Below are 22878 nucleotides of genomic sequence, written 5' to 3'. Positions count from 1 at the left end.
TCGCATGTGAATCGTTCGGATACCGTGCAACGACCTCAACCCCCCCCCGTTCGAGCCCTTGGCTCGAACATCCCCTCCTTGGTAAGGAGGGGAGTTTTTAGTTCTATCAGCCAAGTGCCATGAGTCTTTCCTCCACTAGTATCAACCGGCCGGTGCTCGCCATTGTGATGAGCTTGGTCATCGTCATTTTTGGCGTCATCGGGTTTCGCTACCTCAGCGTGCGCGAGTATCCGAGCGTGGACCCGCCCATCATTACCGTTTCGGCTAGCTACACCGGCGCTTCGGCCGACGTAATGCAGGGCCAGGTGACCGAGCCGCTGGAGGAAGCCCTCAACGGCATCGCCGGCATCAAGAACATGACGTCTAACTCGCGCGATGGCCGCACCCAGATTACGGTGGAGTTTGACCTCGACGCCGACCTGGAAACGGCCGCCAACGACGTGCGCGACAAGGTATCGGGTGCCCAGGGCCGCCTCCCGCGCGACATCGACCCGCCCATCGTGAGCAAGGCCAACGCCGACTCGCAGCCCATCGTCATCACCTACCTCAACTCCGACAAGCGCACGCTGCTGGAGCTGACGGACTACGCCAACAATACCCTCAAGGAGCGTCTGCAGACCATTCCGGGCGTGTCGGAAATTCGCGTGTACGGCGAGCGGAAGTTCTCCATGCGCCTCTGGCTAGACCCCGTGAAGCTGTCGGCCCTGCGCATCTCGCCCGTCGACGTGCAGCAGGCCCTCACCCGCGAAAACGTGGAGCTGCCCAGCGGCTCGGTGCAAGGCCAGAGCACGCAGCTCACGCTGCGCACCATGGGCCGCCTGACCACGGTGGAAGACTTCAACAACCTGATTATCCGCAAGGACGCGGCTTCGCTGGTGCGCTTGTCCGACGTGGGCTACGCCGAGCTATACCCCGAAAACGACCAGACCATCTTTCGGGTAAATGGGGTGCCGGGCGTGGCCCTGGCCGTTATTCCGCAGCCGGGCTCCAACCAGATTGACATCGCCGACGAGTTTAACCGGCGCCTCGACACCTACGGCAAAGACCTGCCGCCCGACCTGAAGCTCACTAAGGGCATCGACAACTCCATTTTCATTCGCAACTCCATCAGCGAGGTGCAGCACACCATCGTCGAGGCCTTTGTGCTGGTGGTGGTCATCATCTTCCTGTTTTTGCGCGACTGGCGCTCCACGCTCATTCCGGTGGTGGCCATTCCGGTGTCGCTCATCGGTATTTTCTTCGTGATGTACCTGTTGAACTTCTCCATCAACGTGCTCACGCTGCTGGCCGTGGTGCTGGCCATTGGCCTGGTGGTGGACGACGCCATTGTGGTGCTCGAAAACATCTACTCGCGCATCGAGGCCGGCGAAGAGCCCAAGGAAGCCGCCACCAAGGGTACCGAGGAAATTCTGATGGCCGTGGTGAGCACCACGGTGGTGCTGGCGGCGGTGTTTCTACCGGTGGTGTTCCTCACGGGCATCACGGGGCGTCTGTTCCGCGAGTTTGGCATTGTGGTGGCGGGCTCGGTGCTGATTTCGGCCTTCGTCTCGCTCACGCTCACGCCCATGATGTGCGCCAAGCTGCTGAAGCGCCAGGAAACGCACAACTGGTTTTACCGCAAAACCGAGCCGTTTTTCGAAACAATCATTAATGCCTACCAGAGCAGCCTGCTCACGTTTTTGCGCAACCGCTGGCTGGCCTGGGTGATGATAGTGGTGACGGGCGGCGGCATCTGGGGTTTCATGAAAATCATTCCGTCGGAGCTGGCGCCGGTGGAAGACCGCAGCCGCATCAACCTGAGCGCTACGGGCCCGGAAGGGGCCTCCTTTGAGTACATGGATGCGTACATCAGCCAGCTTACCAAGCTGGGCGTCGACTCGGCGGGCCGCGAAAACCTGAGCAGCGTGTTCACGGTGACTTCGCCCGGCTTTGGCGGCGGCTCGAACTCGGGCATTGCCCGCGTGATTTTGAATGAAGCCGACCAGCGCCCCAAAACCCAGGACCAGGTGGCCACGGCCCTGAGCGCGGGCGTGAAAAACCTGCCGGCGGCCCGCACGTCGGTGTCGCAGGACCAGAGCATTGGCGGCGGTGGCGGCGGCCTGCCAGTGCAGTTTGTGGTGCAAACCCAGGACTTCAACAAGCTGCGCGAAGCCGTGCCCAAGTTCCTGGAACTGGCCCGCCAGGACCCCACCTTCCAGTTTGTGGAGGTGAACCTGAAGTTCAACAAGCCCGAGCTGCGCGTGAACATTGACCGCGAGAAAGCCCAAAGCCTGGGCATCTCGGTGCAAAGCATTTCGCAAACGCTGCAGGCTGGCTTGAGTGGCCAGCGTTACGGCTACTTCATCCGGGGCAGCAAGCAGTATCAGATTATCGGGCAGGTGGCCCGCGAAGACCGCAACCAACCGCTGGACGTGCGCCTGCTGTCGGTGAAAAACGCGGCCGGCGAACTGGTGCAGCTCGACAACGTGATTCGGCTGGAAGAAAGCAGCACGCCGCCCCAGCTCTACCGCTTCAACCGCTACAACTCGGCCACGTTCTCGGCCTCGCTGGCCCCGGGCAAGTCCCTAGGCGACGGCATCGCCGCCATGCGCGCCATTGCCGAGCAGAACCTCGACGACACCTTCACCACTGAGCTGTCGGGCACTTCGCGCGACTTCGAGGAAAGCTCCTCGTCGCTGATATTCGCGTTTGGCCTAGCGCTGGTGCTGATTTACCTGGTGCTGGCCGCGCAGTTCGAGAGCTTCCGCGACCCGGTTATCATCATGGTAACGGTGCCGCTGGCCTTGTCGGGCGCGTTGCTCAGCCTGTGGTACTTCAACCAGACGCTCAACCTGTTTTCGCAGATTGGCATCATCATGCTCATCGGCCTGGTGACGAAAAACGGTATTCTCATCGTGGAATTTGCCAACCAGCGCGTGGAAAAAGGTGGCGTTGACTACATGACCGGGCTGGTGGAAGGCGCCACAGCGCGCTTCCGCCCCATTCTGATGACCAGCTTGTCGGCTATTCTGGGCATTCTGCCCATTGCCATTGCCACGGGAGCGGGCGCGCTTAGCCGCCGGGCCATGGGCATTGGCGTGGTGGGCGGGCTGGTGTTTGCCACGGCCCTCACGCTGTATGTGGTGCCGGTGATGTACTCCTACTTCGCCACCGCCAAAAAGCACAAAGCCAAGCCCGCCGACGCCGTAGCGGCTTAGCCCCAAACTCCCCTCCTTTTTTAAGGAGGGGATGTTCGAGCCAAGGGCTCGGACGGGGGTGGTTGCGCTCGTTGCACGATGGCTGAACGATAGCCGCGTGAATGATGCAGGTGCCGTTCGGCCATCGTGCAACGAGCGCAACCACCCCAGCTAAGCCTGACGGCTTAGCGTCCCCTCCTTAAAAAAGGAGGGGAGTTAGATGTTCTGAATTTTCCACATGAAACCCTCGAAGCTTCTTTTTCTTGTTTTCCTGCTTCCGCTGGCTGGCTACGCCCAACAACAAAAAATCTCCACGCCTCGCCAGCCGCAGCTCACCCGGCCCGCTAGTGTGGCGGTGGCTGCGCCGCTGACCTTGGCGCAGGCCATTCAGCTGGGGTTGGAAAACAACTTCAACATCCGGCTCTCGCGCACCGACGAACGGGTGAGTGAAAACAACGTAACCCGCGGCAACGCCGGTCAGCTGCCCACGGTGAACGGCAACTTTACCCGGGTTTTCAATACCAACAACGTGCGCCAGGAGTCGTCGAGCCGGCCCGAGCCCAGCACGGCCAGCAACGCCCAGTCGAACCAGCTCAACGGCAACATAGCGGCCACGTGGACTATTTTCGACGGCTTCGGGATGTTCATTGCCTACGACCGCCTCAAGGCCCTCGACCTAAGCCAGCGGCAGCTCACCCGCGCCATTGTGGAAGAAACCGTGGCCAACATCACCGATGCGTATTACGCCGTAGTGCGCGAGAAGGGCAAAATCACTTCCATCGAAGAAGCGCTCAAGATTGGGCAGGCCCGCATCGACCTAACCCAGGCCCGCGTGGACGTGGGCGTGAGCGCCAAGGTAGAAGTGCTGACCGCCCGCGTCGACTACAACGCCGACCGTTCCATCCTCATCCAGCAGCAGGAAGCGCTGACCACGGCCAAAATCAACCTGAACAACCTGCTGGGCCGCTCGCCGCGGCTCGACTTTAGCCCCGCCGACTCCATTGTAGTCACCACTAACCTGGACCGGGAAGTCATCACGCAGGCCATCCGGCAAAACAACCCGCGCCTGCAGCAGGCCCGCACCAACACCGAAGTCGCCACCTACGACCGCAAGCTGGCGCGCGCCGCTCGCTTCCCCCAAATCGGCCTCACGTCGGGGTACGGCCTGAATCGCAACGTGAACGGCGCCGCCTTCTTCGGCACCCAGCTCGTAACCAACACCGGCCGCACCTTCGGCTACAACTACGGCCTGGTGGCATCGGTGCCCATATTCGACGGCTTCAACCGCCGCCGCATTGAGCAGAACGCCCGCATTGGCGAGGAACAAAGCCAGCTGCAGCTCAGCCAGACCGAGCTGAACCTGGATGCTACCGCCGAGCAGGCCTACGCGCAATACCAGAACCGCCTGCAGCTGCTGGAGCTGGAAGAAACCAACATTCTGCTGGCCCGCGAAAACGTGGCCATCGCGCTGGAGCGTTATCGCCTGGGCTTACTCACCACCCTAGCTCTGCGCGAAGCCCAGCGCACCCAGCTCGACGCTGAGGTGCGGCTGCTGGATATCCGCTTCCAGGCCAAGCAGGCTGAGACGACGCTGCGCCGGCTGAGTGGGGGGCTGGTGCAGGGTAGGTAAGAAGCTGAGACCTTACGCGGGGACCTCACCCCCGGCCCTGCCGGGTACGACCCCTCTCCCGCGGAGAGGGGAGCCTGATGATTAGACAGAAAGCCTCACTGCAGTTTGCAGTGAGGCTTTCTGTTTGAAAAGCTTATTTGTTCTTGTGCCGTGGCTCCCCTCTCCGCGGGAGAGGGCTGGGAGTGAGGTCGCTACGTGAGGCCCGCTGGGACTGAGAAGGCGAATTATTCCTTCACAAACCGCTTGGTCTCGCTCCCAGCCTTAGTGATGATTTTGTAGAAGTAAGTACCAGCCGGCAGGTCGCGCAAATCGAGCTGCTGGGTATGGGGGCCTTTTTCCTGCTCCGTGGTTGCAACCAAGGTGCGCAGCTTGTTGCCTTTGCTGTCGAGCAGCTCGACGGTAACTGGGCCAGCTTTTTTCACATCATAATCCAACTGACTGGTGGCGGTGGCTGGGTTGGGATAGAAGCTGGTGCCGCCCAGATTGCGCTCAGAGGTGGCAGCAGTTGGCGCGTTCGGGTCCATGAGCAGGAACCTGGCGGGGGCAAAGAACCGGTGTGCGCCGTGGTGCCGCATGCGTCCGCCGTGGGCGGCCATGCGCTCCTGCTGCTCGGGCGTGGCATTTTTGGTAGCGAGGGCTTTCAGGTCAGCGGCCCACTTTTCCTTTTGGGGCTCCACCTCCTTAGCAAGTTGCTGGATGGGCACTTCGTATTTCTGCGCCAGTTGGGCCACATTTAGCATGATGCCTTTGGTCTGGGAATGCAGCTGCTGACGCTGCTCCCGCTGGACATCGGTGAGGGCGGGGCGGTTGCTACCATCGGCGGGCGGAGTGGCGGGCGCCTGACGCAGGGCCTTGCCTTGCTCGCGCAAGGCCTTTAGCTGGGTGCGGTAGGCAGTGAGTTGAGTACGGTCGGCGGGGTCGAGCTGGGCTTCCAGCTTCTGGCGCTGCTGCTGGAGCACGGGCTGGATATTGGCCCGGTGGTACGCTGTGATTTCGGGGTTGGCAGGCCAGTGCTTGCGCGGGTGCGGGCCGCCGCTAAGGCTTTCGGCAGTGGCTGAGGCTACCAGCAGCACCAGCAGGGCGAGCGTCAGGAAATAGGGGGCTATTCTTTTCATAGCAACAATGAAATGGTATAAAATGGAGGACTAGAATTCATTACCATAGATGCGGCCAACGCCCTGTGGTTTAAGCAGCGGAATGAAATATTTTCCGCTCTCCAGTTCTACCTTTGAACCTTGATTCTTGTAACTATTTCTCTTTTTCTACCTCTCTATGTCTCTACCTTTATTCGCTTGGCTCGGCACCTTTTCCGGGAGCACTCGGGGCTTCACACTTGTTTGGGTTTTCCTCTTGCTACTGGTTGGCAGCGGGGCGAGGGCGCAGGCCCCTTCCTGGCAGAACGCCATAGCCATTAGCGAGCGGGCCTCCGGCACTAACAGCTCTTCGGTATACGCCTCTGCCGCCGCGGCCAATGGCGACGTGTATGTGGCGGGCTCGTTTGATGGTACCGTTCATTTGGGAGCCTTCACCCTCACCAGTGGAAGTGGGCGGGCCTTGTATCTGGCAAAATGGAGCCCGGCTACTGGCAGCTTTGTTTGGGTTGAACAAGGTGCCGACGGCGGCAACGCGTCCATAACGGCCCTAGCCGTAAATGGCTCCAATGTGTACCTGACGGGCTATTTCAGCAGAGACAGTCTCCGCTTTGGGAGCACCCGGATTTTAAATTCAACCCCTGCCAGCTTCACTGCGGACATTTTTGTGGCCAAGCTCACCGACGCTGGCAGCACGGCTAGCTTCTCTTGGGTCCGCCAGGCCGGAGGTGCCGGCGATGACATTCCCAGTGCTATCGCCGCGAGCGGAAGCAGTGTGTACATCACCGGCGGCTTCGAGGGGCCGCGCAGCACCTTTGGCAGCACAGTCCTGACCAACCGCGCCGCTTTTGGAGGGCAAAACGTGTTTGTGGCCAAGCTCACCGATGCGGGGCCGAGCGCTGATTTCACCTGGGCTGTGCAAGCTGGCGGCACCTTCAACGACGGCGGCCGGGCCCTGACCGTGAGCGGCAACAGTGTGTACCTGACCGGAAACTTAAGCAGCCAACCCGCCACGTTTGGCTCCCTGATGGTTTCGAAGCAGAGCAGCACCTACGATGTGTTTGTGGCCAAGCTGACCGACGCCGGGGCCAGTGCCGAGTTTGCATGGGTGCAACAAGCCGGAGCGGGGCCGGGCGCTGGCACCTACGTTCGTTCCCTGGCAGTAAGCGGCCTCAACGTATACATAGCCGGAATATTTTCGGGGCCCACGGCCACCTTTGGCAGTACCACGCTGGCCAACGCATCGCCCACCATCACCAATGCCGACATCTTCGTGGCCAAGCTTACCGACACAGGCATTGCGGGTTTCTTCATGTGGGCCGAGCGAGCCGGTGGCTTCAACAGTGAAGCCGTGGTAGGGCTGGCCGCCGATGGGCCCAGCCTCTATTTAGCAGGAAATATCTATAGCCAAACCAGCCAGTTCGGCTCCCATACCCTGGGCAACTTTTCCGGTAGCAACGCTTCCGGCGACGCGTTTGTGGCAAAAATGACGGATGCCGGCTCCAGCGTCAGCTTCAACTGGGCCCAGAGCGCGGGCGGCTTCGGGCGTGATGAAGCCACTACCATGGCCTTGTCGGGGCGTACTGTTTACCTGGGCGGCTGGGTAGAAACGCCAGCGTATTTTAGCAATAACGCCTTCACCTACCCCAGCAACAGCATCGTGCCCTTCCTGGTCAGTCTTACGGACCAGGCCGTCTTATCCACTACTTCCTCCGAACTCCTGGCGGCCCCCACGGTCACGGTATTTCCCAATCCGGCCCACGCCTCGGCCACGGTGGTGGTACCAGCCTTCCATGGTGCTTCCCCAGGCCGGGTCACGCTCGTCGACGCCCTGGGCCGGGTGGTTCGCGACCAAGTCCTTACGCCCGCTACTAGCGGCGCCCGATGCGAGTTGAGCTTACTGGGGCTGGCCCCTGGCCTCTACCGCGTGCACGTGCTGGCCGGCGCTCAGCGCACGACCCGGCTACTGGCAGTGGAGTAGTTACCGTATCTGCCACTCAGCCGCCTCACTACTACGCTACTGTAGCGCCTTTAGCTGCTCCAAGGCTTCCTTGGTTTCGCGCTGCTTGTCGTCCTTTTTTTCTTTTTCAGAGGCCGGCGTTTTGGGCGGCGTATTGTAGAAATTCAGGATATTTTGCTGGGCTTTGGTGTTGACGTTTTCAAACTTCTTTTTGGCCAGCAGGCGCAGCCACTCGCCGTAGGTTTCATCGGCTAGGGCGTATTCGCCGGCGCGGGTGGGGTGGCCGGTATCGAAGTCGGTGTTGTCGAGGGCCAGCGGCGAGGCGGCCGTGTCGGCGGGCTGCCGGGCTACATCGGCGCGGTAGTTCTCCATCACCATCCGGAAGCTGGACTTGAACAACTCCTGGGCTTCGGGCGTGGGCAGCTTGAAGGCAAAAGGCTTGAGCGGGCCAATTTTGGGCAGCACCCGAATGAAGTAGGAGATGATGCGGGCGCCAAAGCCGGGCCGCTTATAATCGTTGCCGTACTTCTTGCGAAACTCGCGCGGGCTCTCGCGGTAGAGGTAGTCACGGCGCCGGGCCCCAGGACTCATCTTCATGATGTCCTTGCGCTTGTGGTGCCAGGCGGCCCGGGCCGCGGTCGGAATCAGCTCGCTTACCGCGAAGCGGAAGGAGGCAATGCTCAGGTCCACGTTGGCAATCACCTGCCCCAGCTCCAGGCCGTAGGTTTGGCGAAAAGCCCGCTCCAGCGACGACTTGCTTACTTTAAAACCAATGCTTTTGTGGTAATCCTGGCTGCGGTACTTGCCGCTGGCCAGCTGCACCACATCGAAGGCAAATTCCAGCTGGGAATGTTGCTTAGGCGCCTGCTCGTAAGTGATAACGGGCCCGTACTTGGCGGCCAGCTCGGGGTACACGCTTGCCATGGCGCGGTTGGTGCCCTCGGCGTGCCCGCTGACATCGGCGGCGTAGTGGGCTAGGGCGCCCAGGGCAAAAGCATAGTCGAGGCGGTCGTGGGATTGGCTGATGAGGTTGCGCACGAAGTCCCCCGAGCGCACGTAGTGCGTCAGGTTGGTAAAGAGCACATTACCAAATGGGTAGTAACCCATGTCTTGGATGATGGCCCCGCCGTAGGCGTAGGCTTTGGCATCTTCCAGCTCCTCGGGGCTGGCGCCGGGGTAGCGCCGTTCCAGCGCTGGCACCAGGCTCTTTTCCCAGGTCGAATCGATGTTCGCCTTGTGGGTGAGCACTGCATAGGCTGCCGCCGGACGGGCCGTGAGGGCCAGCACAACGGCCAGGAGCAAGGAAATGGGACGAAGCATGAGCAAAGTAAGCACAACTTATAGTGCCTGCAACGACAAATATCGCTCCACCGTTGCCACCCCTTGCCCTCAGTGTCTCAGGCCCAAACAAATTTCACCCCGCTCCTACTAGCTGGGCAGGGGCTGCGGCGTGTAGGTGGGCCCCACGCAGCGGGGGCCTTGGGCGGTCCAGGCCAGCTTATCGATGCAGAGCTGCCGCTCGGTCATGGCCGTGTTCCAGGCGTGGTACACCAAGTATTCGGTTTTGCCATCGGGGCTGAGCACGTGGGAGTGGTGGCCAGGGCCGCGCACGTGGCCAGCCACGGCGCCCAGCACGCGCGGGCCTTTTTCGGCCCCGGCGTCGGAATACGGGCCCATGATGGACGAGGCCACGCAGTAATCAACGCCGTAGCGGGGCGTGAGGAAGTTGGCGCCGCTGTAGAAACAGTAGTACTTGCCGCCGTGCCGCCGAATGAACGGTCCCTCCAGGGTGTGCCACTCCGGGAAGGTTTTGTTGTCGTAGAGCGGCATGGTGCGGTTTTTCTCAAACACGGTCCAGTCGTGGCGGGCGCGCATCACGGTGCGGCTCTCGCCGGCCAGGCGGGTCATGTCGAGCAGGCGGTCGACCACCAGGCCTGTGCCGGGGCGGTAGCCGTTGTCGGTGTCTATGAAGTCGCGGGCGTAGAACAGGTACCACTTTCCGTCGGTGTCCTGGTACGGGTGGGCGTCGATGGTAAACTTGCTGGCCGGCACGTCGAGCAAGGCTACTTGCTGGTAGGGCCCCTCCGGCTTTTTGCTGGTGGCCACGTGCAGGCGGTGTCCCACAGTGGCCCCAATAGCCCCGCCGCCCATGGAGTAGTACATGTAGAACGTACCCTTGTGAAACACCACTTCGGGCGCCCAAAAGTCGGCACCCTCGGCGGCAGCGGGGGGTGCGAGGCATCCTCCGGCATCTTTCCAGTCCACGAGGTTGCTGGAGGTGAGCAGCGTGAAAATGCGGCCGTCGCGGGTGCGGCCCGTGCCCGTGGTACCAAAAGCATAGTAGCGACCTTGGTGGCGCAGCACAAAGGGGTCGGGAAACTGACCGGCGTACACGGGGTTGGTGTAGGTGCGGGCCGCCGCACGGGCGGCCGCCTGGCTGGCCAGGGCCAGGGCGCTCAGGCCAGCGGTGGCCTGCAGCATAAAATCGCGACGAGAAGGCATAACAGAAACGCGTTGGTGGGTGGGAATGGACGCTTGAAGGAAGTAAGATAAGGCTGCTCGCCCCGGATGCAGGCGCAAGGTAGGCGCCCTCCCTGGCGGGGCCACTTGGCCAACGCAAATAATCTTCGTCATAAACAATCCTACTATCTTCCCAGCCCAAAGCGTAGTAGCCGCAAGCTCCCCGACAACGGCTCTGAGTTTTGTCAGCCACCACTTCCGCCCTTGCTAATCCCACCCACTCCATGAAAAGACTGCTCCTGTTCGTGCTGATGCTACTGGCCACTAATGGTTCGTATGCTCAGAAAACCAAGATTAAAACCAAAGGCACGGCCAACGCCGTGCAAGGCCAACGCTGGTCGGTAGAGAAAGCCAATGCCTGGTACAAAACGCACCCTTGGATGAGCGGGGCCAACTTCGCCCCCAGCACGGCCATCAACCAGCTGGAAATGTGGCAGGCCGATACCTTCGACCCCACCACCATCGACCGCGAGCTGGGCTGGGCCGAAGCCATTGGCTTCAACACCATGCGAGTGTTTCTGCACAGCCTCGCCTACCAGCAGGACCCCAAAGGTTTCAAGCAGCGCGTCGACACTTACCTGGGCATTGCCGACAAGCACCGCATCAAAACCATTCTGGTGTTCTTCGACGACTGCTGGAACAAGAACCCCCAGGCAGGCCCCCAGCCCGCGCCCAAAACCGGCATTCACAACTCGGGCTGGATGCAGGACCCCGGCGACATCATCTCGCGCGACTCCAGCAAGTTCATCGCCCTCAAGCCCTACGTGCAGGACGTGCTGCGCAGCTTCGCCCGCGACCAACGCATCCTCTTCTGGGACCTGTTCAACGAACCCGGCAATTCCGACAAGCTCAACACCTCGCTACCGCTGGTGCGCAACGTGTTTGCCTGGGCCCGCGAAGTAAACCCCACCCAGCCCCTGAGCATCGGCCTCTGGAACTGGGATTTTGAAGCGCTGAATAAGTACCAGGCCCTTAATTCCGACATCGTGACCTACCACAACTACGACGAGGCACCCACCCACCAGCGCATCATTGAGCTGCTCGAAACCCACGGCCGGCCCCTCATCTGCACCGAGTACATGGCCCGGCCCCGCAACAGCCGCTTCGCCAACATCATGCCTCTGCTCAAAAAGCAAAACGTGGGCGCCATCAACTGGGGCTTGGTCGATGGCAAGACCAACACCAAGTACCAGTGGGACGTGCCCATTGCCGATGGCGGCGAGCCGGTGGAGTGGTTCCACGAGGTGTTCCGCAAGGATGGCACGCCCTACCGGCAGGATGAGACGGAGCTGATTAAGAAGCTGAACGGGAAGTAAAGTGGAGGCCGGATATGATGGGATATCAGCCAGCGGGACCTCACCCCCGGCCCCTCTCCCGCGGAGAGGGGAGCCTGACGATTGACAAAGAGTCATGTTAACCTTACGCCGCGCCGCCGTGGCTCCCCTCTCCGCGGGAGAGGGGCCGGGGGTGAGGTCCCGCCGAGGGTGAAGCTCCAAAGCCAGTCTGAGCCTGCACCAAATCAAGCACCGACTTCCATGAAACAGCTTTTCCTGCTCCTCAGCACCACCCTACTCCTCGCCTGCCCCAGCCAGGCGCAGACGCCCGCCGCCGTAAAACCAACGTTCACCAACCCGCTCCTCCCCTCCGGCGCCGACCCGTGGAGCATCTACCACAAGGGCTACTATTATTACACCCACACCACGGGCCGCAACATCACGCTCTGGAAAACCAAGTCGCTGAGCCAACTCAGCACCGCGCCCAGCAAAGTGGTGTGGACGCCCCCGGCCACCGGCCCCAACTCGCGCGACATTTGGGCCCCGGAGCTACACTTTCTCAACGGCAAGTGGTACCTCTACTACGCCGCCGATGCTGGCACCAACCAAACCCACCGCCTGTGGGTGCTGGAAAACGCCTCGCCCGACCCCATGCAAGGCACCTGGACCGACAAAGGCCAACTGCGCGACGTTGCCAACAAGTGGGCCATTGACGGCTCGGTGTTCGAAAACAATGGCCAGTACTACCTGGTGTGGTCGGGTTGGGAAGGCGACGTGAACGGGCGGCAGTGCATTTACCTGGCCCGCATGAAAAACCCCTGGACCGTGGACGGCCCGAGCCTGAAGGTATCGACTCCCGTGTACCCCTGGGAGCGGCACGGCGACCTGAGTACGCCCGACGACCCACCCCACGTCGATGTGAACGAAGGGCCGCAGGTATTGCGCCGCGGTAATAAACTCGTTCTTATCTACTCGGCCAGCGGCTGCTGGACCGACTTCTACGCCCTGGGCATGCTTACCGCCCCAGCCGACAGCGACCTGCTGCAACCGGGTTCCTGGACCAAGTCGCCGGTGCCCGTATTTCAGCAAGACGCGGCGGCCAAGGTGTTTGCGCCGGGCCACAACTCCTTCTTCAAGTCGCCGGATGGCACCGAGGACTGGATACTATACCACGCCAACGACGAGCCCGGGCAGGGCTGCGGCCGGTTCCGCTCGCCCCGCGCACAGCCCTTCACCTGGCAGGCCGATGGCACCCCGGTCTTTGGCAAGCCAGTGCCCCCCGGCCAGCCGCTGGCGCGGCCTTCGGGTGAGTAAGCAGCCGAAGAGCTACCTGTTTTTCTAATAGTACAGCTGCGGCCGTATCCCAAACTGCACGCGTCCGTATAAGCCGCTTGTGCAAACGTTTGCTGTCATGGAGCGGAAGACTTCTGGTTTACTCTTTCTTTTTTCTCGACGAACTGGCACCTCAAAAACCTTGCGCAAGCGTGGCTATGAGGCGTTTTTTGGCAACAACCCAATTCTGATGCAGCGTATGACTCTCTCGCCAAAGGATATCACCTAAAAACAAATTGCCATGAATACTCATTCACCAGCAACAGACTAGCTCCAACCCCAAGGCCCATAACAATACACTTGAGCTTGACTACTCTTGCAATTATGCTTATAATTACAGCTTAGTTGCAAATGCCTGTCTCGGCTCGGGCATCTCCACCCAGCACTACCTGCGCGCTCCCCGCTCTTTCCCGCATTCCGTTTGGTTTCCAGAATTGCTCTAGTTAAGTGCCTCTTTTGCTGAAAATCTATGCAAACGATTGCCACGTTGAAACAAAACCCCACCAACCCTTTTTTTCATGAAAAATTCTTATCTCGATTTATGCCGACAAACAGTGCCGGCATTATTGTGCTGCGTGCCGCTGTGCATGCAGCCGGCAGCCGAAGCCCAGGCCGCTGGTCGGCGCTCGGTTGAGTTCAGCGTTGCGGTTGCTCCGCTCCAAACCATTACGGGGCGTGTGGTTGACGAGAAAGGCGAAGGCCTACCTGGCGTTACGGTACTGGTGAAAGGCACCAGCAACGGCACCTCTACGGGCGCCGATGGCAGCTTTACCCTCGATGCGCCGGCCGATGCTACCCTGCTGATTTCGTCGGTGGGCTACGTCAGCAAGGAAGTGGCTGTTAATGGCCAATCCAACATCAGCGTGACGCTTGCCACAGATGTGCAGCAACTATCGGAGGCCGTGGTAGTGGGCTACCTGGTGCAGGAGCGCCAAAATGTAACAGGCGCAGTGTCGACGGTGACGGCCCAGGAAGTGCGCCGGGCGCCGGTAGCTTCCGTGGGCGAGGCCATTCAGGGCCGCGTGGCGGGCGTGCAGGTTACTAACTCGGGCCAGCCCGGCCAAGCGCCTAACATCAACATTCGCGGCCTAGGCACTATTGCCAGCGGCAGTGGTCCACTCTACGTTATTGACGGCCTGTGGGTGCAGAACCAGGGCGGCCAACGAGACTTTAACCCAGCCGATGTCGAATCGGTACAAATCCTGAAGGACGCGGCCTCGCTGGCTCCCTATGGGGCTTCGGGCGCCAACGGTGTCATCATTATCACCACTAAAAAAGGCAAGGCCGGCACCACGGCCATCAACTTCAGCGCCAACGGCGGCGTGCAGAACTTGATAAAGCGCCTCGACCTAACCAACGCTGCGCAATGGGCAGCCATTAATAACCAGGCGTACGACAACGCGGGCCTTCCGCGCCAGCCGTTTGCCGCTAATTTGCCAGCCGGCATCGACACTGACTGGCAGGAGGAATTTTTCAAGCAGGGTTCGGTGCAGGACTACAACCTGGGTTTTTCAGGCGGTGGGCCTACTTCAACCTTCAATGTGGCAGGTGGTTACTTCAACCAGAAAGGCACAGTGCAGGGGCCGGAGTTTGAGCGCTACAGCCTGCGCGTGAACACGGGCTTCACCCGCGGACGCTTCAAGATTGGCGAAAACGCTATGCTTTCGCGCACCAACCAGACCCGCCTCAACGTCATCCCGTTCTACGGCTCGCCGTTCTACAACGTGGTGCAAATGCTTCCCGTGAACCCGGTGTTCGACCGCACGGTACCGGGCGGCTTCGGCATCGGCAACCCCAACGCCAGCACCTTCGGCCTAAACCCGATTGCCTCGCAAACCCTGCTCAACGATACGGGCACGTCGAACCGCCTGCAGGGCAACGTGTACGGCGAGGTATCCATTTTTGACTTCCTGCGCTACCGCCTCAACTTGGCCACAGAGTTCCACGCGTTTCAGGACCAGCAGCGGCGGCGGTACGGCATCTGGCGGCAAAATGACATTACCCAGCTTTCCAACTTTGGCGAGACGCAGGGCAACGACGTGTTCGGCATGGCCGAAAACACGCTGACACTCGACAAAAGCTTCGGCGACCACAACCTGACTGTAGTGGGCGGCTACAGCCGCCAGCGCTTCGAACAGAACCTGACGCGAGGTGTCAACTTCGGCTACGGTGAGGGGCCCAATTACTTCTGGGCATTGGACGCAGGCAATCAGACGCCGCAGGCCATCGGCTCGTCGTATGTGTGGGGCAAAGAGTCTTTCTTTGGTCAGCTCTCTTATGACTACGACCAGCGCTATCTCGTGACGGCGGCGTTTCGACGCGACGGCTCCTCCCGCTTCGACGCAAACAACCGCTGGGGCAACTTCGGGGCGGCTTCCGTGGGCTGGCGCGTGTCGAAGGAGAAATTTTTTGAGAACCTCAGCGGCATTTCAGACCTCAAGCTGCGGGCTTCTTTTGGCCGCCTCGGCAATGACTTAGTCAACGGACCGTATGGTGGGTCGTATCGGTCGCAGGGCTTTATAAACACCAATGCCAACTACGGCTTTGGGGGTGTTACCCAAAATGGGGCTTTGCAAACCAACTACGCCAGCACCGGCATCCTTTGGGAAAGCCGTCAAACGACCAATGTGGGCTTCGACGCGACCTTTCTAAGTAACCGGCTGAGCTTGTCGGCCGACTACTATGTGTCGCAAACCTTCGATGCCCTTGTTAACCCCTCTTTGCCCCTCACGCTGGGCAATGCCAGCGACAACCCCTATCGTAACATTGGCAAGCTCGAAAACAAGGGCTTTGAGCTTGTGCTCGGTTACAACGACGACCGGGGCAAGTTTCGATACGGCGCCTCGGGTAACCTAACTACGCTGAAAAACACCGTGCTTGACCTTGGCACGGCTGGTGGCGAAGGCAGCGGAGCTGCTAACTTCTTTACAGGTGGCCCACGCGACATCACCCGCACCGAAAAGGGTTATGAGATTGGCTCGTTCTACCTGTACCAATTCGACGGCATTTACCAGAGCGGCGATGCGAACATTCCGGCCGGCTTGGCCCCAGGCGACGTACGCTACAAGGACATTAATGGCGACGGTATCATCACCGACCTGGACCGGACCCACGTGGGCCGGGTGTTTCCAAAACTGCAGTACGGCCTGAACCTGAACCTGGGCTACGGCGGCTTCGACCTGACGGCCTTCATCCAGGGCGTGCAGGGCAACGACGTAATGAACTTAGGCCGCTTCCTGACGGACAACACCGCCGATAACAGCAACTACCGCGCAGATTTTAGTCCCTGGACCACCACTAACCCGTCTACTACTACGCCCCGCGCCATCATAGCGGGTGGCCCGCAGAACGGATTTGCCGCTGGCAACAATGCCCGCTTCAACTCCACGCGCTGGCTGGAAGACGGCTCTTATTTGCGCATGAAGAACGTGCAACTTGGGTACACTGTGCCCAAAGCAGCACTAGAGCGCGCTAAATACGTGAGTTCGCTGCGGGTGTATGTCACCGGGCAGAACCTATTCACGGTAACCGACTACAGCGGCTACGACCCCGAAACGGTGGGCACTGGTTCCTTCAATTCCCAGGCCAACAACCTATCCCGCGGCATTGACGAAGGCTCCTACCCCAACCTGCGCTCGTTCACGCTGGGCATTCAGGCTGGCTTCTAGGCCGCCCTCTCCATCATCTTCATTCAATATCAGATATGAAAGTTTCATTTTTAACCAAATTCGGACTAGCGAGTGCGTTATTGCTGGGTGCTACAGCGTGCGAAAAAGGCTTGCTAGACCAGGTAAATCCTAACCTGCCCACTATCCAGACTTCTTGGAAAACGAGCGATGACGCCGTAAAAGCTTCCGTGGCCAACTACGCGGGGCTGCAGGGCCTGGGCATGTACCGCCGCTGGCTCAACTTTGCTTTTGACCTGCGCGATGATAGCGGCTTTAGCCAAAGCCCCTGGGGCGAACTGGCCGACTTCACCCGTTTTGTCCAAGTAAACTACGACTTTGAGGTGTCGCGCGACATCTGGCGCGACCACTATCGCACCATTTTCCGCAGCAATCAGATAATCGCCAACGTGCCCGGCATCGAAGGCATGGACGCCACTTTGCAGAAGCGAATAATAGCAGAAGCGCGTTTTCTGCGCGCCCTGAGCTACTTCAACCTCGTTTCGTTGTACGGCAACGTGCCTCTGGTGCTGCAATACTCCACCGACCTGAACCAAACCAGCCAGCAAGGCACCGAGGCCCAGGTATGGAATCAGGTAATATCTGACCTGCAGGCCGCACAGACAGACTTGCCAGCAACGTACCCTAGCAGCGAGGCAGGCCGCGCCACCAAGGGTGCTGCTACCACCCTGCTGGGCAAAGCCTACATGCAGAACAAGCGCTGGGCCGATGCCCAAGCCCAGTTTGCGCAAGTAATTGCCCCCGGCAGCGGCTACGATTTGGCTCCGAGCTACACCGACAACTTCCGCCACACCACTGAGAACAACAGGGAGTCCATTTTTGAGGTGCAGTTCTCGGACGAGCGGAAGGGTGGCAACGATGCTGGCAACGGCCCTGACGCAACGTCGTCGCAGGGCGGGCAGCGCTCGCAATTCTGGGGCATTCCTGGCACGGCCGAAGCAGGTGGCCGACCCGGCATCCCCGGCGCGGGCTTCAACGACGGCGAACTGCGGCCGTGGGTGGTGCGCGAGTTTCTGCAGGAACCCGCTGCCAACGGGCAGCGCGACCCACGCCTGGCCGCTACTGCGTTCTACAACCGCCGCGACCAGACGCTCTTTCCCTCGGCCCTGCCCGCCGATGCCGACACCCTTGTGTACGGCGTGGGTTTCTTAACCCGCTACAGCCGGGATGCCCGTAACCGGTCACGTATCTATTACCGGAAGTACGCAACCGACTACTACCGCACTTTCGAAGACTTCGACTCTCCCATCAACCAGCGCGTGATGCGCTTCGCTGATGTGCTCCTGCTGCAAGCCGAAGCCCTGAACGAGCTAGGTCAAACCGCAGCCGCTATACCACTCATCAACCGGGTGCGGACCCGCGCCGGCCTGGGTCCAGTGCCAGCAGCCGCGAGCACCAGCCGGGAAGCCATGCGCATGCAAATCATGCACGAGCGAGTAACCGAGCTGACCGGCGAGGGCGTGCGGTGGTTTGACTTGCAGCGCTGGGGCCTGCTCGACAGCCAAGCCGAGGTAGACCGCCTCAAAGCCCGCGACCCCGACTTCAACACTTTTATCGTTGGCAGGTCGCGCCTGCTGCCTATACTGCAGACCGAGGTTGACTTGAACAAGCTCGCTCAGAACCCCAACTATTTATAGGCTTATCGGGCAGCGCTCGATGACTGCTCAGCCGCTGTACCGCTTGGTGCAGCGGCTGTTTGGCTTAAAGTAGAGGCCAGCAACTCAGTCGCCTCACACCGTAAGTCGTACTCATTACCATCTGGTTACGCCTGCCGTCCCATAACCTCCGCTTGTATGACTTCTTACCGACACATTTACTTAGCTACCGCCCTCGTGCTGGGGCTGCTGGGCTGCAAAAAAGAGCCTACGCCTGTGACGGTAACGCCGCCTACCAGCATATCCAATACTTTCGTCAACCCCCTGCTTAACTCTGGCGCCGACCCGTGGGTGACCCAGAAAGACGGCTTCTATTACTACATGCACACCACCGGCAGCAACCTTACGCTGTGGAAAACTGCAAAGATGTCGGAGTTGGGTTCGGCAGTGAGCAAGGTCATCTGGACGCCGCCCTCTTCCGGGCCTACCTCGCGCGACATCTGGGCACCCGAGCTGCACTTTCTGGATGGCAAATGGTACGTGTACTTCACGGCTGGCCCCGGCAATTGTTGCGGTGGCCAGCGCCTGTGGGTGATGGAAAATGCGGCGCCGGACCCTACCGCTGGCACCTGGAGCTCTCCTACGCAGGTAGTCGTACCTGGGCAGGACCTGTGGGCTATCGATGCTACTATTCTGGAGCAGAACGGCAACCGCTACATGCTGTGGTCGGGCCAAGAAGTGGGCTCTGACCAGCAAAACTTATACATTGGCCGCATGGCTTCGCCTACGGCCCTTACCGGCCCTCGCGTGCAGCTCAGCCGCCCGCAGTTTGCCTGGGAGCAGTTTGGCATCAATACCCCCTTCGTCAATGAAGGCCCGCAGGTTGTGAAGCACGGGAGCAAAACGTTTATCGTGTATTCGGCCAGCCACTGCAGCTCCGATGAATATGCCCTGGGCCTGCTCGCGGCCAGCAGCACCGCCGACCCCATGAATGCTGCGGCCTGGACCAAAACGCCTACCCCAGTTTTTACCAAAGACCCCGCCGACCGTGCTTTTGGCCCCGGCCACAATGCATTTTTCACTTCGAAGGACGGCAAAGAAGACTGGATAATTTACCACGCCAACCTTGCACCCAACCAAGGCTGCGGCGGCGCACGCAACCCCCGCATGCAAAAGTTTGAATGGAACCCCGACGATACCCCCAACTTTAGCACGCCGGTGCCCACCGGCACCCCGCTGCCCCGGCCCAGTGGAGAGTAGCGCCACTCTTGCCTTTGCTTTGACAAACTCTGCTAAGCACCTTGTTTTCCAATTGAAAATATGACTCTTACCACTTCAACGCTTAAGTCTTTACTAATAACAAGCAGCTTGCTGGCCGTGGCCTGCCAGCGCACCCCCACGGATGCCCAGGTGAGTGAAACCGGGAGCAAAGAGAGCGCTACAACGGCCCTGGCTGCCGCTGCAACGGCCGCCCCCGCGCCGGCTCTCTTTGCGAACCCGGTGATGCCCGGCGACTTCCCCGACCCTTCCGTGGTGAAGGTGGGCGACACCTACTGGGCCTCGGCCACGTCGTCGAACTGGGGGCCGGCTTTTCCTCTGCTGAAATCCGATAACCTAACGGAGTGGCAGCTCGTGGGCCACGTGTTTCCGGACAAGCTTCCGGCCTGGGCCGACTACTACTTCTGGGCCCCCGAAATCACCCAAGAGGGCAACAAGACTTACGTGTTCTATTCGGCGCACAAGCGGGGCGGCAACTTAGCCGTGGGCGTGGCCAGCGCCGACCGCCCCGAGGGCCCCTACACCGACCACGGCCCGCTGGTGGCCCAGGCCGCCGGCTCGATTGACGGCTTCCCCATGCGCGACGAAAACGGGAAGCTCTACCTCATTTGGAAAGAAGACGGCAACAGCATCAACCAGCCCACGCCCATCTGGGCCCAGCCGCTGAACGAAGGCCGCACCGCCCTCACGGGCACTAAAACCGAGCTGTTTCGCAACACCGAGCCCTGGGAGGGCAACCTGGTGGAAGGCGTGAGCATGGTGCGCCACGGCGACTATTACTATGCTTTTTACGCGGCCAACGGCTGCTGCGGGCCGGCCTGCACCTACGGCACCGGTGTGGCCCGGGCCAAAAGCCTGCTCGGTCCTTGGGAGAAAAACCCGCGCAACCCCATCATCACCGCCAGCGGAGCATGGCGCTGCCCCGGCCACGGCACCGTTACACAGGGCTTCGACGGCCGCTGGTTTCTGCTGCACCACGCCTACTCCGCCAGCAGTTTTGAGAACGTAGGCCGCCAGGGCGTGCTGAGCGAGTTTGTGTGGAAAGACGACAACTGGCCTGTATTCACGGACAATGCCAGCGTGCCCGCCAAGCCCAACCCCGAAGCCACCCGCCCCATTGCCGACGAGTTTACCGGCGACAAGCTGGGCCTCGACTGGCAGTGGCCCATTGAAGACAAGCCCAAATTTGCCCTCAGCAACGGCCAGCTGCGCCTCACCGCCCACCCCGCCAAAGGAGGCGCGGCCCTCGGGCGCCACACCCTCACGGCGGCCTACACGGCCACTACCACACTGCTGACCCCCTCCACCCTGCCCGCGGGCACCGCCGCCGGCCTCGCTGCCCACGGCGACCCCGACAACGCCCTGGCCCTGACCACGGGCGGCGGCAAGCTGCGGCTGTGGGAGCGGCGCGCCGGCAAGCAGCGCGTGCTGGCCGAAACGGCCCTGCCCGCCACGGCCGGCAAAGCCGTGCAGCTGCGCATGCAAGTGAGCGGCGGCAACAGCTACCGCTTCGCCTGGAGCGCCGACGGCACCACCTGGACCAACCCGCTGGCTAACGATGGCGCCATCGATGGCAAGTTTCTCCCGCCCTGGGACCGGGGCGTGCGCGTGGGCGTGATAGCGCAGGGCCCGACTTCGGTCACGGCCGCGTTTGAGCGATTTGCCCTGGACAGTGAAGCTCAATAATTTTTATCAACACCTGGAAGCTGCAGTGCAGGGAGTTGTTCAAGCCATTCATTTTCGAGCAGCTTCGCAGCCTGTATCTGAGCTGAGGGAAGTTTAACCCACGCAAAAAGCCCGTTCAAGCAGAATGGGCTTTTTGCATTTTGTTGCTTGCGTTGTTGAGCGACCGGGGCAAGCAGGCGGCGCGATGGAGATGGCCGCACTGGCCTGCGCGGGCCCCTCATGCCGACGCGCGCCGTTCTGGCCTGGGCCGTTGCTGCCGGTGAGCGACTTAATTTGCCGAGCTCGCACCTTGCTGCTTTCCTTTCCCGGGCGCGGGCTCGCTATGACTACCCCTATCCTAATTATCCTTATTGGCTTTCTGATTTTCCTGGGTCACTACCTGGCTCAGCTCTTCGACCGCACCAAAATCCCCGATGTAGTGGGCTTGCTGGTGGTGGGCATGCTGCTAGGGCCCGTGTTCCACCTCATCGACCCCACCACTTTTGGGCGAGCCGGCCGCGTGTTCTCCAACTTGGTGCTGGTGTTCATCCTGTTCGAGAGCGGCCTGGAAGTGCGGTTTGAGCAATTGCGTTCGGCCTTGCGGGGCACCATGGGCCTCACCACGCTCAACTTTGTAGTGACCACGCTGGTGGTCTCCATACTGGCCCAGCTGTTTGGGGGGCTCGACCTGCTGAGTGCCCTGATTCTGGGCACCATCTTGGGCGGCACGTCTTCGGCGGTGGTGACCACGCTGGTGCGCAAGGTGAATATCCTGGAGCAGACCTCCACCACACTGGTCATGGAGTCGGCCCTGAGCGACATTTTCACCCTGGCCATTCCCATTGCCCTCATTAGCGTGTACACCGGCGCGTCGTTCAACATCGTCACGCTCCTGAGCCAGATTATCTCATCGTTGGTGGTGGCGCTGCTGGCCGGGGTGGGCGGCGGCTACCTGTGGTCGGTGCTGCTGAACCAGGTGCCGATGCTACTCAAAACCCGCTTTTCGACGCCCGCCTTCGTCTTCATCGTTTACGGGCTGGTCGAGATGCTGAACTTCAGCGGGCCCATTGCGGTGCTGTTTTTCAGCATCACGCTCGCCAACGTTACCCTGCTCCGGCCGCGCCGGCTAAGCCAGTATTTCCCCTCCCGCCACGTCGAGCTAACGGCCACGGAGAAGGACTTCTTCGCGGAAATTGTCTTTCTGTTGCGCACATTTTTCTTCGTGTACGTGGGCATGTCCATCGTGCTCGACAACGGCTACCTCATTGCCCTGGGCGTGGGCATGGCGGCGGTGCTGTTTCTGGTGCGCATTCCGGTGGTGCTGGCCACGGCCGGCCGCAAAACGCCGCAGCTCGACATGGCCATTATGAGCATTATGATACCCAAGGGCCTGGGCGCGGCCGTGCTGGCCACCCTGCCCGTGCAGCAGGGCATCCCCAACGGCGCGGCCATCCAAACCATGACGTTTGCCGTCATCATGGGCACCACGGTGTTTTGCACGCTGCTCTTTTTCCTGGTCGAGAAGCGCCGCATCACAGGCTTCTACGCCTTGTTTTTTGGCAAAGGGCGCCCCTTACAGGCACCCCTGCTTCCGCCTCCCTCGCCCCCCAACACTACTGGCCGCTAAGCAACAAACCAGCACCGCAACTACGCAGTGCCGAGCCGCCTGCA

The 22878-nt window shown here is 60.7% G+C and carries 13 protein-coding genes; 10 read left to right on the top strand and 3 right to left on the bottom strand.

Annotation, left to right across the window (positions count from 1 at the left end; genetic code table 11):
- Positions 1-119 precede the first annotated feature (119 nt).
- Together BMZ66_RS12710 and BMZ66_RS12705 are read left to right on the top strand one after the other, a co-directional pair.
- Complete coding sequence (locus BMZ66_RS12710; protein WP_092673663.1) at positions 120-3197, top strand: efflux RND transporter permease subunit; 3078 nt, start codon at positions 120-122, stop codon at positions 3195-3197.
- A gap of 217 nt (positions 3198-3414) precedes the next feature.
- Entirely contained in the window at positions 3415-4806 is a 1392-nt protein-coding gene (locus BMZ66_RS12705) for a TolC family protein (protein WP_092673660.1), read from the top strand.
- A gap of 224 nt (positions 4807-5030) precedes the next feature.
- Here BMZ66_RS12705 and BMZ66_RS12700 read toward each other — a convergent pair whose 3' ends face one another.
- The gene (locus BMZ66_RS12700) at positions 5031-5921 is read right to left on the bottom strand and encodes a T9SS type A sorting domain-containing protein (RefSeq protein ID WP_092673657.1); all 891 of its coding nucleotides are present in this window, start codon (positions 5919-5921) and stop codon (positions 5031-5033) included.
- A gap of 157 nt (positions 5922-6078) precedes the next feature.
- Between BMZ66_RS12700 and BMZ66_RS12695 the strand changes: the two genes are divergently transcribed.
- Complete coding sequence (locus tag BMZ66_RS12695) at positions 6079-7878, top strand: T9SS type A sorting domain-containing protein (protein ID WP_143080187.1); 1800 nt, start codon at positions 6079-6081, stop codon at positions 7876-7878.
- 36 nt (positions 7879-7914) lie between these two features.
- On the opposite strand, the gene BMZ66_RS12690 is transcribed toward BMZ66_RS12695, so the two are convergent.
- A complete protein-coding gene (locus BMZ66_RS12690) occupies positions 7915-9177 on the bottom strand; it encodes a zinc dependent phospholipase C family protein (protein WP_092673651.1) in 1263 nt (420 codons plus the stop codon).
- 108 nt (positions 9178-9285) lie between these two features.
- Positions 9286-10359, bottom strand: coding sequence for a glycoside hydrolase family 43 protein (locus BMZ66_RS12685; protein ID WP_214606995.1), 1074 nt, complete (start codon positions 10357-10359; stop codon positions 9286-9288).
- Positions 10360-10601: 242 nt separating this feature from the next.
- Between BMZ66_RS12685 and BMZ66_RS12680 the strand changes: the two genes are divergently transcribed.
- The 7 genes from BMZ66_RS12680 (at position 10602) to BMZ66_RS12650 (ending at position 22834) form a co-directional block, all read left to right on the top strand.
- The gene (locus BMZ66_RS12680) at positions 10602-11693 is read left to right on the top strand and encodes a glycoside hydrolase 5 family protein (RefSeq protein ID WP_092673645.1); all 1092 of its coding nucleotides are present in this window, start codon (positions 10602-10604) and stop codon (positions 11691-11693) included.
- A gap of 219 nt (positions 11694-11912) precedes the next feature.
- A complete protein-coding gene (locus tag BMZ66_RS12675) occupies positions 11913-12965 on the top strand; it encodes a glycoside hydrolase family 43 protein (protein ID WP_092673641.1) in 1053 nt (350 codons plus the stop codon).
- Between the two features lie 536 nt (positions 12966-13501).
- Positions 13502-16651, top strand: a complete 3150-nt coding sequence (locus BMZ66_RS12670) for a SusC/RagA family TonB-linked outer membrane protein (protein ID WP_092673638.1) — start codon at positions 13502-13504, stop codon at positions 16649-16651.
- Positions 16652-16686: 35 nt separating this feature from the next.
- Entirely contained in the window at positions 16687-18306 is a 1620-nt protein-coding gene (locus tag BMZ66_RS12665) for a RagB/SusD family nutrient uptake outer membrane protein (RefSeq protein WP_092673635.1), read from the top strand.
- A gap of 156 nt (positions 18307-18462) precedes the next feature.
- Positions 18463-19524 carry a glycoside hydrolase family 43 protein gene (locus BMZ66_RS12660; RefSeq protein WP_092673632.1) on the top strand — a complete coding sequence of 354 codons (1062 nt, stop codon included), beginning with the start codon at positions 18463-18465 and terminating at the stop codon, positions 19522-19524.
- A gap of 60 nt (positions 19525-19584) precedes the next feature.
- Positions 19585-21228, top strand: coding sequence for a family 43 glycosylhydrolase (locus BMZ66_RS12655; RefSeq protein WP_234795081.1), 1644 nt, complete (start codon positions 19585-19587; stop codon positions 21226-21228).
- 322 nt (positions 21229-21550) lie between these two features.
- Positions 21551-22834 (top strand): cation:proton antiporter, encoded by a 1284-nt coding sequence (locus BMZ66_RS12650; RefSeq protein WP_177204712.1) that lies wholly within the window; start codon positions 21551-21553, stop codon positions 22832-22834.
- The last annotated feature ends 44 nt before the right edge of the window (positions 22835-22878 follow it).

The organism is Hymenobacter arizonensis, from assembly GCF_900115775.1.
Taxonomy (GTDB): domain Bacteria; phylum Bacteroidota; class Bacteroidia; order Cytophagales; family Hymenobacteraceae; genus Hymenobacter; species Hymenobacter arizonensis.
The sequence above is the reverse complement of the archived record's forward strand: the minus strand, read 5'-3'. Positions and strand labels throughout refer to the sequence as shown.